The organism is Micromonospora sp. NPDC050686, from assembly GCF_040654475.1.
GTDB lineage: Bacteria > Actinomycetota > Actinomycetes > Mycobacteriales > Micromonosporaceae > Micromonospora.
Window position 1 is genome coordinate 1 of sequence record NZ_JBFAID010000062.1, and the last position, 13,532, is coordinate 13,532.

The following is a 13,532-nucleotide window of genomic DNA, read 5'->3' on the forward strand; positions in this document are numbered from 1 at the left end:
TCTCAGCCCAATCTTCCAATGCGATCACCCCTCCAGCCTCGGAGGGGTCAGTCCCAATCCGCCGCTAGAGGGTCAGTCTCAGCGCGTCGTCGACATCTGCGTGCTTTATCGCGATGAGATGCCGTACAACGACCCGCATACGGCCGCTCCCTGCCTGTGGGTGATGCGCACCGTCGACGGCGCTAGGTTCGAGTTCTCCATCGCGGAGTCCACCGGGGACGTCAGGGAACGCAAACTGGCGGAGTGTGTGGTGCTTTCCCAGCACCGCCGGGCACGCGGTTACCGGGACTCTCGCGCTTCCCGGCCTGCCGACCAGGGCCTATTTCTTGACCTTGACCGGGCTCCGACGGCTTGTGACTGGGCCCAGCTTCCCTGGACCTCCTGGAGCTCAGGAACGATGGCGGAGCCGACGATGGGCGTCTACCGGATCCGCCACCCCGGCCAGGCGCGCCTCGTGTACATCGGCCAAGGGATGATCCGGGCCCGACTGGCCGCTCATGCCGCCAAGAGCCAACGTGAAGGCCACCGGCAGCGCGCCACGTTCAGCCAGCCCCTCGAAAACTCCTGGGCAGGCTTGCCTGGCTGCTCTCCGACCCAACTGCTCGAGGTCGAGTGCGACCTGATCGCCAGTCACGCCCTCACAACAGGATTCGCGCCCGAGGCTCAATTTCTGGGGTGACGGAGAGTCACCTCCAGCCCACCCGGTCGATGCGCCGCGACCACTTCAGTCTTCCCGAAGAGGTCAGTCAAGAAGAGCAACGAGGAACAGGCCGATGACCTGCACAAAGTGAAGGATCTAGGCTCACCGCGCGGCTGTCCATCGCCGTCTAATGCTCCCATCTGCTCCCAACGTGCTCCCCGGCCAGCGCCAGGATGTCAGCGTAGATGCATGACTGCGGGCCGCAGAGCACGCCAGCGTCCCAAGGGCTGCGCGTGCGGACATGCCGAAAGGTTGCCCTGGCCGATCCGTTCGTTTACGAGGCCGACGCAAATGACCGACCTCGCGCCGGCTCGTTCGGGCTCAGCCGCCTACCGGTCGACCGTCCCATGACCCACCTGCGGCACATCAACGCCTCGCCCACAGTTGGCCGCCTCACGTCCGAGGCAGCCCCAGACCGCGAAGCAAATCCACCCACAACGCCGCTACCTCAGGTGGCGCTGGTACAGCGTCAGCAAAGGCAGCGCCTACCCTCGTTCCCTTCTGCGTGCCAACATCTCGACGCACTTTGGCGAGCGTCTGTGCGTCCAGGCGGCCCAGGAACACCTCGAGTTCACCACCCTTCGACCCGTCGTCGCCGAAGTCGTCAGCAAGGGAGTAGACACCTTCGGCCGCCCACTCCGCTCGAACATCAGCCAACTTCTCTCCGGACCGCGGCACCGCCCTACTCAGCTTCGCTAACTGCTTTGCCATATCGCTGCCAGGGCGCATTGCGGGGCCGTCAGCGACGATCACCCATGGCACCCCAAGCCGCTCAGCCAGCGACGCGAAAGCCCCAAACCCCTTCTGCCCGTCAACCGACAAGAAAGCTACGTTCCGCTCATCTGGCGTAGGTAGCGGCCCTTGGTCATCCGCCACGGAGCCGTCAAGCCAATGCCCGATAGCGGCGAGGTCCGTAGGCCCCTCGAACAGCACCACACCGGCCGCGAAGAGCAGGCTACGGACTTCAGCCGAAGCGAGCAGCCGTGTCACGGCGGCGATGTCTGCCGGTGTCTTCACGGCAATCGAGTTCACGGCACGGCCCCCGGTCTTGGCCATACGAACAATGCTGGCCAGTTCGTCCGCCGTCTGGGCCGGCACAAGATCCGGGTTGTGGGTCACGCAGAGCGCCTGGCCAGGACCGCTTCGGCGAGCACGGAGCATCGCCAACAGTCGTCGTTGCGCCGTCGGCGACAGGTGTACAGCTGGTTCGTCGAGGAACACGCACCGACGCTCGTCCGCAAGCAGCGTGGCAAGCAGGAGAGCCTCGGCTGCGCCCGCCCCAGCGCGTTGCAGCGGAACATCGTGAGTTTCGTCGCCGACCCGGATCTGGATGGTCGGAACCAGCATGACCTCCGCGTATCCCTCCACATCCGGTATCACCTGTTCGGTGCAATCGACCTGCTCCCCGGTCAGCTGCTTGAAGGACTCCTGCACTCTGGCGAACCGGCGGCGGTCGCCGGCTGACCCGTTCTTCAGCCGGTGCAGCTCCAAGGCCAGCAGCGAGCCGTCCCGCAAGCTCGGCATATCCGCGAGTTCCCCTGCCTTGAAGCACGTACGCATCGGAGCGCGGTGGTTATTCGTGACCTGGAGACGACGCGCCAACAGGCGCTCCAGTAGGTGCGCGAAGGGCACCCGACCTTGCGGCTGAGACTGATAGTCAGCCTCCGCCAAGACAGCGGCAACGCTCGCCGGCTGCACGGCCGCATTCACCTGCTCGGCGACAAACTCGACGCGTCTGCCATGCACATAGTTCCACAGCTCGACCGGCACCTTGCTGTCGTTGACCTTTGCGACGATGTCGTTGGTGGAGGGGCACAACTCGCCCAGGTAGGGCAAGTTACTGGGGCCGGGGATGACAGGACCGTCCAGCAGGCGACCAACTTCGTTGCCCAGGAGCTGGACGTGCACCGGCCCGTGCGGCAGTTCGAACTCCCATCCAACCGTCCAACGCCCCCGCTGCTGCCTGTCGAATATGACCACAAGATCGCCGGCCATCATCGGCGACGCTGACTCAGGTGTGAGCCGCCCATCGACCGCCGCGGCGAGCGCCATCACGTCGGTGGCCTCAGGATGTAGGAGGTGAAATATCGCAGCCCGGTAGTAGGAATCGATCAACATGCGCTCATCTGAGGCGTCGAACTTGACGCCCACACGGACCTCGAACGACTCCCCACCGTTGTGCCCAGCCGTCGTCCACTCGCTGTCAAGGGGCCGTGTCCCCGTGACGCTGGCGTGGACGGCGTCAACCATCAGGTTGAGGGCCTGCAGGAGAGTCGATTTGCCGCTGCCGTTCGCGCCCGTGACGATGGTCAGCGGCCTGTCGGTGCATACCTCTGCTGCAGCGAGGCCAAGGAAGTTGGTGGCCGAGATCCTGGTGATGCGCACGCGCGCATCATGCCAGCCACCCCCGACTACGCGAGGCGCTCGGTGGCGGCACCCCGCACCGTGGCCCCAATGCGATAGAGACGGCTGGATGGTGCGGGCTATCCTCCGTCATATGGGCCAGCACCCCCGCCGGGTCAAGGTGAGCGCCGAGGTGATCGTCGAGGTCACGGACGAGGCAGCCCTCGAAAAGGCGGTCCTAGACGACGTCGATGCCAGCGAGCTGTCCGTCGAGCCGGGCCAGAGCCTCGCCGACGTCCGCGCTGAGATCCGACGGGACATCCAGGGCGACCCCATCGCTGCCGTCGATTGGATCGCCGACGCCGCCAGCATCATTGCCGATAGGCCGGGCGTGGAGTTCGTCAGCGCGCGCCAGACCGCCGTCGAGGTCGACAACGACGGCTTCAAACTCGCCACGGAGCCGGACTTCGCCAAGCTCTTCCCGCTGTGCCACTGCGGCAGAGATGACTGTGACGCCTGCTCCGGCTTCCAGCTGACACCACGGACCGCAGCGGCGCTCTGGACAGTCGCGCAAATCCTCGCCGATCACGCCTACGACGACGTACAACTGCACGGCGATGAGCCGATTACGAACGAAGCCGAGTGGAGCGTCCTCGGCGACTACCCGCGCATCACCTGGCGGCAGGATGCGGTGTGGCGCAGGCAGGCCGCTCGTGCGTTCGACGACCTGACCGAGGATCTCGAGGCCGGCAGAGAGCCTCGGCCCACCTGCCCGGGCGAGGAGATGGCCTTCCACCTGATGCTGCAGACCGCTCAGGCGGCACTCGCCGACGCGTGGGGCCCATCGGACGACCTGCTCGCGCGGCTGCCCGAGCACGCCGACGACTACGACTGGGACATGGCCTCCGAGGTGCTTCTGCAGGACGACGACATTCTGCACCTATTCGATGTGCGCTCGGATGGCATCGAAGACCCGGAAACCGAGCAAAACCGGTATATGGGAATAGGCGACTACCGGCCCGAGGCCTGGTTCCGCCCCTTCCTGAACATGACGCCGCGTGACGGCCGCCGAAGCTTCCGACGATGAGCAGGGCGGACGCCACGTAACGCCCCGACTGCGGCACGAGCTTGGGGTTTCGGGCTACCGGCAAGCATGAGCAGCGGTGACGTCGTACCAATCTGGCATCCTCGACGCGTACGTGTTTCCCCGCGATGAACGGTGAAGGGTGCGCGGTGGGTCAGATCCACGGGGTTACCAACACCGACTGGGCTGCCCATAGCAGGGCCGGGCGCGGGCGATGACAGGGCATTCGCAGCGATCCACCCCGAGGCCGGCCGCGTCGGCGCCACCCTGCCCGACCTCGGCTGCGGCTTGGCCTGGGCCGCGGTGCACAGGACCCGGCCACGGGTCGCGTTGCGCTGTCCGGATTGCGGGCATGGCGTGCATGCCAAGGTTTCCGCCCGCAGGCTGCGGTACTTCGCCCATGACCCCGGACGCCCTGCCGACTGCGCCTGACCGAATGAGTCTTTGGAGCATCACCCCCTCAACCTGGAACTGGCCACTGCGGTGCGCGCCGCCGATTGGCACGCCGAGTTGGAGGCTCGCTCCCCGGACGGCATGGCTGCCGCGGCGGACCGGAAGCCGCACGGCGTGGCGCGACGTAGGCTCCAGCGCCGGTAGGGCTGTGGCAGGTGGTGTGGCGCCCCGCTGGCGGTTGGCCTGGGCGGGCAGTTCGAGCAGGTGAGGCAGCGCCGACTGACCGTCTCGACGTGCATCACAGGCCGATTTGGCAAGGGGGCCATCACCAGCCGTGCGACAGGCGGGGGATGGAGAGCGCGTCTGCTGGCTCGGCCCCTCAACCGCGCTGGTCTATCAGGCAACCGGGCGCAGCCAGCGGACGGTCGTGTCGGGGCCTTTGGGATGGGTGGCTTCCCAGCGGCGCTGTAGCGCATCGACCAGGTTGGTGATCATCGGTTCGGTGACGTGGCTGTAGATGCCTCTTACGCCGGCGAGGCGGTGTCCGAGGCGGCGGGCTTGTGCGATTTCGGGGATGCCGTCTTCGATGAGCCATGTCTTGTGGGTGTGGCGGAGGTCGTGGAAGTGCATGCCGGGCAGGATCGGCGGGATTCCTTGTTTCGCGTTGCCCGCTACCGCGGGGGTCCAGGCTCGGCGGTTGAAGTTGGAGCGGCGTTGGTGGTAGCCGCGGGCGCCGGGGAAGACGGTGGCGTGGGGGTGTTCGGTCAGGTGGGTGGCGAGGAGGTTGGTGAGGAAGCGGGGTAGGCGGATGTGGCGGACGGAGTCGTTGGTCTTGGGTGGGCCGAGGTAGAGCTTGCCTTCGACTTCGTGGAGGGCGCCGACGTCGGGGTGGACGTAGATGCTGCCGGCGGTGAGGTCGAGGTTGTCGCGGTGCAGGCCGGCGAGTTCTCCCCATCGCATGCCGGTGTAGGCGGCGGTGAGGACCATCAGCCCGTCGGACGGGCGGGCTTGGCGGGCGACGATGGCGGCGACCTGGTCGGCGGTGGCGTGGGGTCGTTCAGCGCGGATGCCTTTGGGGATCCGGATACCGCGGCAGGGGTTGCAGGGGATCCGGCGGTCTTCCACCGCCTCCTGCAGGATCATCGACAGGACCATCATCACGTCGGTGACGGATCGGGGTGAGAGTCGCGTGCCGAGGGCGACGGCGAGGGTCTTGACGTGTTGGCGACGGATGTCGACCAGGGGCAGCGTGCCGAGGGCGGGCAGGATGTGCAGCCGCAGGTGGCTGCGGTAGGCGGCCCAGGTGGCGGGTGACGCCTGGTGGGTCTGTTCCCAGATCGGTACCCAGTCGCTGAGGGGGATGCGTCCGCCGCGCGGGTCGATGAAGGTGTCGCGGGAGACTTCCACGTCGATTTCCTTGGCGCGGATGGTGGCGTCGGCGCGGCGTTCGTGCGTGGAGTCGGTGGTGACGGTGCCGTCGGGCATGCGGAGGCGGACGCGGAACGTGGTGCCGCGCTTTTCCACCCAGGCCATGGGTTACTCCGATCGGTTCGGTTGCGTTGCGGCGGTGATTGACGCGTGACTTCGGGGCTGGGGCAAGTCGGCGGTGGACGGTGGGCGTGGCCGCCTGGCCCGTCGCCGTCCGGTGGCGGGTTCGGCGGCGGCGGCGATGATGGCGGCGAGGTCGGCGGCGGAGAATCGCAGGTGCTTGCCGAGGAAGGTGCGGGGGATCTGGCGGCGGCCGGCGCGGCGGCGCAGCCAGGCTTCCGGGACGCGCAGCAGTGCAGCGGCCTCCGCGGGGGTGTAGAGGCGTGGGCCTTGATCGTCGGACTGATCGCCTGCATGGGCGGGTGGAGGTGCGGGCGGCGGTAGGCGGCGTCGGGATCGCGAAGGGTTCGAAGGCATGGAGGGCTCCCAGGAGCGTTGGGTGACGTGGCCAGGGCTGACGCGGGCTCTTCGCGGGCAGCGGAATGAGGCCGCCCGCGAAGAGTTCCGGGTGGTGTGGCTGTCAGCGGTGGCGGCAGAGAAGGAGACGCAGGGCGGCCGCCGCTTGGGCGGGGACGACGCCGTTGCCGAGGACCCGCAACGCGCCGGTGCGTGGCAGATCGAGCGTGGGGTCGGTGGCCCAGTGGGCGGGTAGGCCCATGAGCCATTCCACGAACGGCGGTGCGAGCACGGGCTTGCCATGCTGGCCGGGTTGGGTGGGCGCGGGAACGGGTCGGCCGATCAGAAGCTCCCAGCGTGCGATCGCCGGTGCGTAGATCCCCCACATGGCCTCGTCGGGTCTTCCGAGTGCGCCGCTTCCGAGGTGGGCGACGGTGGTGCGTAGGTCTGGGCCGCCGTCGCCGTGGTGGCCGGGGCCTCGCGCGTCGGAGGCCCGGGGCGTCGGTAGGGCAGGCGCTGCGCATCGCACGGCTGCGGACGGCAGGGTGAGGTCGCCGTGGGAGCCCCGTTGCCCCGGGCAGCCTTTCTGCCCGTCCGTCGCCCGCGGAGTGGGCAGGAGCACCTGTGACAGCGGCGGCCGGAAGCCGGCACCCGCGCGGCGGCCCGGGGTGCCGGTGTCGCTGGCGCGTGGGGTCGGCAACAGGTCGTGGCGGGTGCCGTGGGGTTCGACGACGTCGGGCAACCCGTTCTGGTGTCCGGGTCCCTTGCCGTCACGGGCGCAGGGCGTCGGCAGTGTCTGCAGCTTCTGCCCCGCGGCTGGTGGCGAGCAGGAATAGTCGGTCGCGTTGGTGGGGTGCGCCGATGTCGGATGCGCGTAGGCATAGCCAGCTCGTGTCGTACCCGAGCGTGGCCAGGTCGGCGTGGACGACGTCGAGTCCGCGTCGGCGCAGCGCGGCAACGTTCTCCACGAACACGTGCGGTGGTCGAAGTACGCGAAGGGCGTCGGCGACCTGTGTCCAGAGGCTGGAGTGTTGGCCGGTGATGCCGGCGCGTTTGCCGGCGTTGGAGATGTCCTGGCAGGGAAATCCGGCGGTAAGGACCTCAACGGGCTCGACAGTTGTCCAGTCGACGGTGCGGATATCGCCGAGGTTGGGCACGTGCGGCCAGTGATGTTCGCAGACGGTGCGGGCGTGCCGGTCGGTTTCGGCGTACCAGGCGAGCTCGCCGCCGAGCACCAGCTCGACGGCCAGGTCGAGGCCGCCGTATCCGGTGCACAAAGATCCGATGCGCGGGCCGGTGGGACAGGCATTCAACCTCCCTCCCCCGGATCCCCGGCAGCGTCCCGGCTGGACCGGCCCTGATGGCCACCGGATTCGCCTTGGGAACACGTGGGTTCGCCGGAACTGGCGGGGGTCCCGGGGCGGCGGAAGATCAGCACGTCCTCGTGGGCGATCAGGTGCAGTGGGGTGCCGGCGGTGCGGGCCTTGCGGACGGCTTGGAGTTGGAAGAACGACGGTCGGGCGACGAGGTGTCCGTCGCGGACCGCGGCGAGCAGCGCCACGCACCGCTCGGTCGGTACCAGGCCGGCGCGGACGCCGGCGGCGATCACGGCGGAGGGCAGGTCGACGAGCTGGCCGTTCTTGCGCCACGGTCGGGCGGTGACCACGACGGTGCCGCCGGGGCGGAGCAGGACCGCGCAGCCGGAGAGGATTTGTTCGAAGCCGTCGGTGAGGCCGGTGAGGTCGCGGTAGGCGAGGTTCCCTTTGTCGGTGCCGTCGTTGTAGGCGTTGTCGAACTTCGCCACCCCGTCCGCGCCGGGGCGGACGAGGCCGTGCACGGTGGGTCCGTAGGGCGGTGAGGTGACTACGAGGGCGACCTGCCCGGCAAGGGCTGCGGGCAGCAGAGAACGCAGGCGGGTGGCGTCGCCGCGGACCACGGAAGCGCGGCCTGTGGCGCCCTGGTCGTGCGCGTGGGTGATGTTGGCGTCGGCGATGTCCGACCACCGCGACTCGTACTCGACGCCGATGGCGTCGCGGCCGGCGTGCACCGCCTCGACGAGGGTGGTGCCGATCCCGCACATCGGGTCCAGGACGAGGTCACCGGGCCGGGTGTAGGCGTGCACGGCGTGCGCGGCGATGGCGGGCAGCATCCGGGCGGGGTGCTTGACCGAGTCGGGCACGTACCGTCCGCGGCGCTGCACCGGTCCGGTGCGCTGGGCTGTCGTCCACACCGACAGCCTCTCCGGGCCCGCTTCGCTGCGGTGGCGGTCCAGGTGGGCAGGCATGCCGGTGTACGGCGGGCTTTGCTCGTGGCGGACAGGCGCCTGCTCAGTCACGGTGGCCGCCTTTCGGCCGGCGAGCATGCCGGGGCCGGTCCGGCGTCGGTACGGCAACCCCGGAAGGTTCGTTTCGCCGCCCCGCCGGTTTCTGAGAACTGGCGGAGGTCTGGTGCTGGCTGAACACGAGCAGGTCGGCGTGCACCCGTAGGTGCGGGGTCGTCCACGGCTGCTCGCCGGTCTGCTGGGCGAGGGTGAGCAGTTCCTCGTCGGTGACGTGGTAGACGAACGTGTCACCGTCGGTGTCCGCGGCGACCGCGACGATGTGCTGCAGGTAGCCCAGGCCGACCGACGCGGCGACGGTGGCCAGCGGGGTGAAGTCCTCCGGCCCGCCCGTGCTGGTCGCGGGGACGGTGACGACGAGGACGAGGCAGCCGCCGGGGCGCAGCAACCGCGCGCACGCGGTCAGCAGCCACGCCAGCCGCACCCGGTTGGTCGAGTCGGCGGGGTCGAGCGGCCAGGTGGCAACGACCAAGCTGGTGGCGGCTTGCGGCGAGGTGCCGTCGGACGGCGGGGTTGCCGGGTCGCCAGTCGGGGGCAGGTCGGGGTCGGTGAGGTCGTCGCCGAACCAGGTGCTCAGCTCCGGCAGCTCCGCGTCGGGCAGGGCGGCCGGGGCTGGCGGGGTGGCCGGCCCGATGATCAGGCTGGACGCGTCGGTGAACCAGCCGGGGTGCTGGCGGCGCCGGCCGGCCCTGCATGCGCCGGTCAGGGCGTGGTCGGCGGTGAGGTCGACGACGGCGTCGCCGGGGTGGCTGTAGGCGGCCACGAGCCGGTAGGCCAGGCGGGCGCCGATGCTGCCGCCGGTGTCGGCGTCGGTGCGGGCGGTGCGCCACACGGTGATCGGGACCGGCGGGTCGCCGGCCACCAGGTCGATCAGGGTCGGGTCGACACCGGGCGGGTCGACGGGGTGGACAGGGCGGTGGTGGTGCTGCGGCGGGTGCTCGCTCATGTGGTGTCGGCTCCGCGCCGCGCAGGCAGTGCGCTGACACCCTCAAACCGGCGTTTGTGTGCTCTGGCGAACGCCTGCCGTTCTCACAGCCGCTCACGGCGATCCGGAAGCGCCGCTCGCAGCGCTCGCAGCAGCTGCCCACGGGTTCGTCGGCGATCGTGTCTCCAGGGGCGGCTCGGGTGCCGGACGCCCCGTGTCGGGCTCGGCCGTCTGTTTCGGCCAGGAGCCTGATGGGTTGTCGTCGACGGATGCACAGCGTCAGGGCCGCCACCACGCGCGATGCCAAGGGGTATTTGTCGATGACATGACGTGGGTGGCGCCTTGTCAGACACGCCCTGCCCTGTCCTCGCCGATCGTGCCACGGTGCAGGTGACAGGACGTTCGGTGGTGACATCGGCGCCGGTGGTCATGACACCGGCGCCGGCGGGGCGGTGTGACATCGCCGCCAGCGCCGGCTCCGACGTTTTCTGACACCGAAGCGCGCGCCGATGTCACAGCCGCCAGGGGGAACCTGCCGTGAGTCACTGTGAGTGGCTGCGAGTGTCACGCACGGCGCTGTCGTCGTCGCGCCGCCGCGGTTGCTGCGGGTGGCCGGCATACGCCCGCCAGCGGTGACACGCCCCTCGATCGTCGTGTCACAGTCCAGCTCAGCGGTGCTGTCACCGGCCGATGTCAACGACGGAAGCCGATGCCAAAGATCAAATGTGAGACACGGTGTCGTGGCGGGCGGGCTGTTGTCAGACCGTGCCCTGGCCTGCGCTGTGAGGGTCGTGTGTGCCGATCGTGGCGCAATCGGGTCCCGGCACCGCCGCGACACCACGGCGATGTCAGTCGACGATCTCTCTGACCTTGGAGTGGTGACATGAGCGTGTCCGACACCGACTGGCCCACCTCCGCGCTGGATGCCGCTGACGCCGCCTTCGTGGCGCTGACGAGTGACCCGGCGCCCCTGTCCATCGACCTTGACATGTTCGACCCGGACGACGGCCTGCCAGCGGGTGTGATGGCCTTGCCGGCGGTGCGGGACTGGCTGCTGCGGCATCCGCGCGCCTACACGGCGCGGGACATGGTGTGGCGGGAGTTGATCCGCCGTGCCCGCTTGCGCGGGCCGCAGTGGGTGATCGCCGCGGTCGGGATGGCGATGCCGGCGCTGCGCCGCTACGCCGGACAGCTGTGCGCCGGGTACTGCGGCGACCCGGACGACATCGGCGCGGAGATCCTGACGGGCTTCCTCACGGCCCTGCGTGACCACGTGGACGTGGCCCGGCCTGCGCCGTACGCGGCGTTGTGCCGGGCCGGGTGGCGGGCCGGTCACGAGCTGCGCCGACAGGCGGGCGAGTTCATGCCGGTGCAGGACGTGGACCACGTGCCCGGGCCGCGCGCCCCGGAGGTGCCGTACGGGCATCCGGACGTGCTGGTGCGCCGCGCGGTGGGCCTGGGGATCCTCGACCCCGTCGACGAGGAGCCTTACATCGACGTGCGGCTGGGGCGGCGGGCCATCGAGCCGATCGCGGCTCGGCTCGGTATCACCGCCGATGCCCTGCGGATGCGGCTGCGGCGCATCGACACCCGCATCGCCGACGCCCTGGCCCGTGGGCTGCTCACCGGGGTAGCGGCCGTGCAGGCGGCGAACGAGCCGGGAGCGGCAGCGCGGCGTCGGGTGGCACTGCGCCGGGTCCGCGAACGCCGCGCCCCCGCCGGGACGGCGACGGCGCGAGCCGCGTAGACAGCAGGCCTCCGCTGGAAAACCGGCGACGGACCGAGCAGCTGCGGCGCCCTCACCGCTGGCCATGGCGAGGGCGCCGCAGCACCTTTCCGGGTGCGCGCTCCCGCGCGAGTCGGTGACCCTGCGCCGGTCTGGCCTGAGCTGGCCAGACCAACCTTCGGCGGCTGCGGCGGCGCCGCCACCACTACCAGCTTCCGCAGTCAGAGGAGCTGACAGCGGCTCACCGCGCTCGGGGAGCCCGGCGACACGATGTCCACCCTTTCGGGACCTGCGGGGCTGGGCGGCACTTGCAGGTTCTGGTCCGGCGGTGGGGGGTCAGTGGTCGTCGCTGAACAGGTAGTGCAGGTAGCGCTGCGGGTCGGCCAGAAACGAGCGGGTCAACACCACCGGCTGCGCCTCGTCGTAGCGGACCTCGCTGATAGTGCCGGTGCCGTCGATCTGCAGGATCCGCGCGTGCGGTACGGCCAGCAGGATCGGTGAATGGGTCGCCACCACGAACTGCGAACCGGTCTCCGCGAGGTCGCGGATCCGGGTGAGCATCGCCAGGCAGCCGTGCACCGACAGCGCCGCCTCCGGCTCATCGAGCAGGTACAGGCCCTGCGGCCCGAACCGGTGGGTGGCCAGGTCGAGGAACGACTCGCCGTGGGATCGCTCGTGCAGGCTGCGGCCGCCGTAGCTGTTGCCGACACCGAGGCGGTCGATCTCGGTGGCCACGTTGTAGAACGACTCGGCGCGCAGGAAGAACCCGGTGTGTGGCTTACCGATCCCGCGAACGAGTCGCAGGTGCTCACCGAGCGGTGATTCGGTGGCGCGGGTGCTGAATCGGAAGTTGGTGGATCCGCCCTCGGGGTTGAACCCGGCCGCCACGGCGATCGCCTCGATCAACGTCGACTTGCCGGTGCCGTTGTCACCGACCAGGAACGTCACCGCCGGATCCAGGTTCAGCCGGCCGGCCGCCCGCAGCCCTGCGACGACGGGCAGGGTGAACGGATAGCCCGACAGGTCGGCGTCGGCGTCGGCCAGCTCCACCCATCGCAGGAAACCGCCGCCGTTTCGATGTCGTGCCGACGCGTTGGGGCTGGTCACCACCACGCGACCCCCTGCTCTGCCGCCCTGTCCTCCACCAGGTCAACGGTAGTCGGCCGGGCCGCCTGCCCCGCCGTCCCCAGCGCCTGACGCGGCCACCTCACCGCTGTCGGGGGCGCAGCAACCGGTGCAGAGCGACCTCTTCCCGTCCGCTGTGAGGCGGCGCATCAACTCGGGCAAACGGTCCCGACGCGGCAGTGGCAAGAGTTTCGAGGGCTGTGCGCCCATCTGGCGTTTCCGGTGTCTGCTGGCGCCGCACGGCGCGGTGACCTGCGCTGTGAGCGTCGCGGCCGGGTTGGTGAGCGGCTGTGAGGTGCGCAGGCGTTCGCCAGAGCACACAAACGGCGGTTTGAGGGTGCGGAACCACCACGCCCCACCGTGGGCGTCGATGGTCCGCCCGCCGCCGGGCCCGGGACCACGTCGGGTCGCCGTGAGCCGGACGCCTCGGGTGCCGCGCAGTGCTTGGTGCGCTGACACCTCATCGAACACACACCCGACAAGGGAGGAGCGCTCCTCCCGAGGACGGACGGTTGACGGCGTCCCCCGTACCCGCGCCCGGCGGCGGTCTCCCCCCTTTTCCTGACCGCCCGCTACCGCCCCGCCGCATGCCGTTGCACGGCGGCCGGGGCCGGAGGTGAACCCACCCATGTCTCGCATCCCGGCACGTCGTCTTGCCCTCATCCATTCCCGGACCGCCCGTTGGGCGGGCCGCGCCGCAGCCGTCACCGGTGCGGTGATGCTGTCGCTGTCGGTGCCCGCCGCCGCGCACGCCGACGCCGGCGTGCCGGCGCTGGCGGTGAACTCGCTGCCGGTCGTGATCGCGAATCTGCAGTCGTGGCTGATCGGCATCCTCGCCGCGCTGGCCACCCTGTTCCTCGTTCTGGCCGGTGTCTACTGGGCGACCGCCGGGGGTGACCCGGCGCAGGTCGACAAGGCCAAGGGGGCGTTGAAGAACGCCCTGGTCGGCTACGGGCTGGCCGTCCTCGCCCCGGTCCTGCTGGACATCGTCCAGGGCATCGTCGGAGGCTGATC

General features: G+C 69.8%; 12 protein-coding genes. 4 read left to right on the forward strand and 8 right to left on the reverse strand.

Annotated elements, in window-relative coordinates; all coding sequences use genetic code 11:
• Positions 1 to 679: hypothetical protein (locus AB0H57_RS28115; protein WP_357511556.1), on the forward strand; the 679-nt coding region annotated here is incomplete at its 5' end.
• 414 nt (positions 680 to 1,093) lie between these two features.
• Here the strand turns inward: AB0H57_RS28115 and AB0H57_RS28120 are convergent.
• Positions 1,094 to 3,085: an AAA family ATPase gene (locus AB0H57_RS28120; protein ID WP_357511558.1), complete on the reverse strand. Its 1,992-nt coding sequence runs from the start codon at positions 3,083 to 3,085 to the stop codon at positions 1,094 to 1,096.
• A gap of 112 nt (positions 3,086 to 3,197) precedes the next feature.
• On the opposite strand from AB0H57_RS28120, the gene AB0H57_RS28125 reads away from it, so the two are divergent.
• Positions 3,198 to 4,130 (forward strand): hypothetical protein, encoded by a 933-nt coding sequence (locus tag AB0H57_RS28125; RefSeq protein WP_357511560.1) that lies wholly within the window; start codon positions 3,198 to 3,200, stop codon positions 4,128 to 4,130.
• 786 nt (positions 4,131 to 4,916) lie between these two features.
• On the opposite strand, the gene AB0H57_RS28130 is transcribed toward AB0H57_RS28125, so the two are convergent.
• From AB0H57_RS28130 to AB0H57_RS28155, 6 genes are all read right to left on the reverse strand, one after another.
• Positions 4,917 to 6,053, reverse strand: a complete 1,137-nt coding sequence (locus tag AB0H57_RS28130; RefSeq protein ID WP_357511562.1) for a site-specific integrase — start codon at positions 6,051 to 6,053, stop codon at positions 4,917 to 4,919.
• Between the two features lie 3 nt (positions 6,054 to 6,056).
• Positions 6,057 to 6,425 carry a helix-turn-helix domain-containing protein gene (locus AB0H57_RS28135; RefSeq protein WP_357511564.1) on the reverse strand — a complete coding sequence of 123 codons (369 nt, stop codon included), beginning with the start codon at positions 6,423 to 6,425 and terminating at the stop codon, positions 6,057 to 6,059.
• Positions 6,426 to 6,528: 103 nt separating this feature from the next.
• Complete coding sequence (locus AB0H57_RS28140; RefSeq protein ID WP_357511566.1) at positions 6,529 to 6,792, reverse strand: hypothetical protein; 264 nt, start codon at positions 6,790 to 6,792, stop codon at positions 6,529 to 6,531.
• Between the two features lie 382 nt (positions 6,793 to 7,174).
• Entirely contained in the window at positions 7,175 to 7,681 is a 507-nt protein-coding gene (locus AB0H57_RS28145; protein WP_357511568.1) for a DNA cytosine methyltransferase, read from the reverse strand.
• Between the two features lie 32 nt (positions 7,682 to 7,713).
• Positions 7,714 to 8,688, reverse strand: a complete 975-nt coding sequence (locus AB0H57_RS28150) for a DNA methyltransferase (RefSeq protein WP_357511620.1) — start codon at positions 8,686 to 8,688, stop codon at positions 7,714 to 7,716.
• 43 nt (positions 8,689 to 8,731) lie between these two features.
• Positions 8,732 to 9,688: a hypothetical protein gene (locus tag AB0H57_RS28155; RefSeq protein WP_357511570.1), complete on the reverse strand. Its 957-nt coding sequence runs from the start codon at positions 9,686 to 9,688 to the stop codon at positions 8,732 to 8,734.
• Between the two features lie 862 nt (positions 9,689 to 10,550).
• Here AB0H57_RS28155 and AB0H57_RS28160 point away from each other — a divergent pair.
• Complete coding sequence (locus AB0H57_RS28160; protein ID WP_357511572.1) at positions 10,551 to 11,414, forward strand: hypothetical protein; 864 nt, start codon at positions 10,551 to 10,553, stop codon at positions 11,412 to 11,414.
• 315 nt (positions 11,415 to 11,729) lie between these two features.
• Here AB0H57_RS28160 and AB0H57_RS28165 read toward each other — a convergent pair whose 3' ends face one another.
• The gene (locus tag AB0H57_RS28165) at positions 11,730 to 12,506 is read right to left on the reverse strand and encodes an AAA family ATPase (protein WP_357511574.1); all 777 of its coding nucleotides are present in this window, start codon (positions 12,504 to 12,506) and stop codon (positions 11,730 to 11,732) included.
• Positions 12,507 to 13,146: 640 nt separating this feature from the next.
• On the opposite strand from AB0H57_RS28165, the gene AB0H57_RS28170 reads away from it, so the two are divergent.
• Entirely contained in the window at positions 13,147 to 13,530 is a 384-nt protein-coding gene (locus AB0H57_RS28170) for a pilin (protein WP_357511576.1), read from the forward strand.
• Positions 13,531 to 13,532 lie beyond the last annotated feature (2 nt).

Bases quoted from the DNA above. Each gene is read 5' to 3' on its own strand.
- AB0H57_RS28125 (WP_357511560.1), top strand. From the start codon at position 3,198: ATGGGCCAGCACCCCCGCCGGGTCAAGGTGAGCGCCGAGGTGATCGTC.
- AB0H57_RS28130 (WP_357511562.1), bottom strand. From the start codon at position 6,053: ATGGCCTGGGTGGAAAAGCGCGGCACCACGTTCCGCGTCCGCCTCCGC.
- AB0H57_RS28135 (WP_357511564.1), bottom strand. From the start codon at position 6,425: ATGCCTTCGAACCCTTCGCGATCCCGACGCCGCCTACCGCCGCCCGCA.
- AB0H57_RS28140 (WP_357511566.1), bottom strand. From the start codon at position 6,792: ATGTGGGGGATCTACGCACCGGCGATCGCACGCTGGGAGCTTCTGATC.
- AB0H57_RS28150 (WP_357511620.1), bottom strand. From the start codon at position 8,688: ATGCCTGCCCACCTGGACCGCCACCGCAGCGAAGCGGGCCCGGAGAGG.
- AB0H57_RS28155 (WP_357511570.1), bottom strand. From the start codon at position 9,688: ATGAGCGAGCACCCGCCGCAGCACCACCACCGCCCTGTCCACCCCGTC.
- AB0H57_RS28160 (WP_357511572.1), top strand. From the start codon at position 10,551: ATGAGCGTGTCCGACACCGACTGGCCCACCTCCGCGCTGGATGCCGCT.
- AB0H57_RS28170 (WP_357511576.1), top strand. From the start codon at position 13,147: ATGTCTCGCATCCCGGCACGTCGTCTTGCCCTCATCCATTCCCGGACC.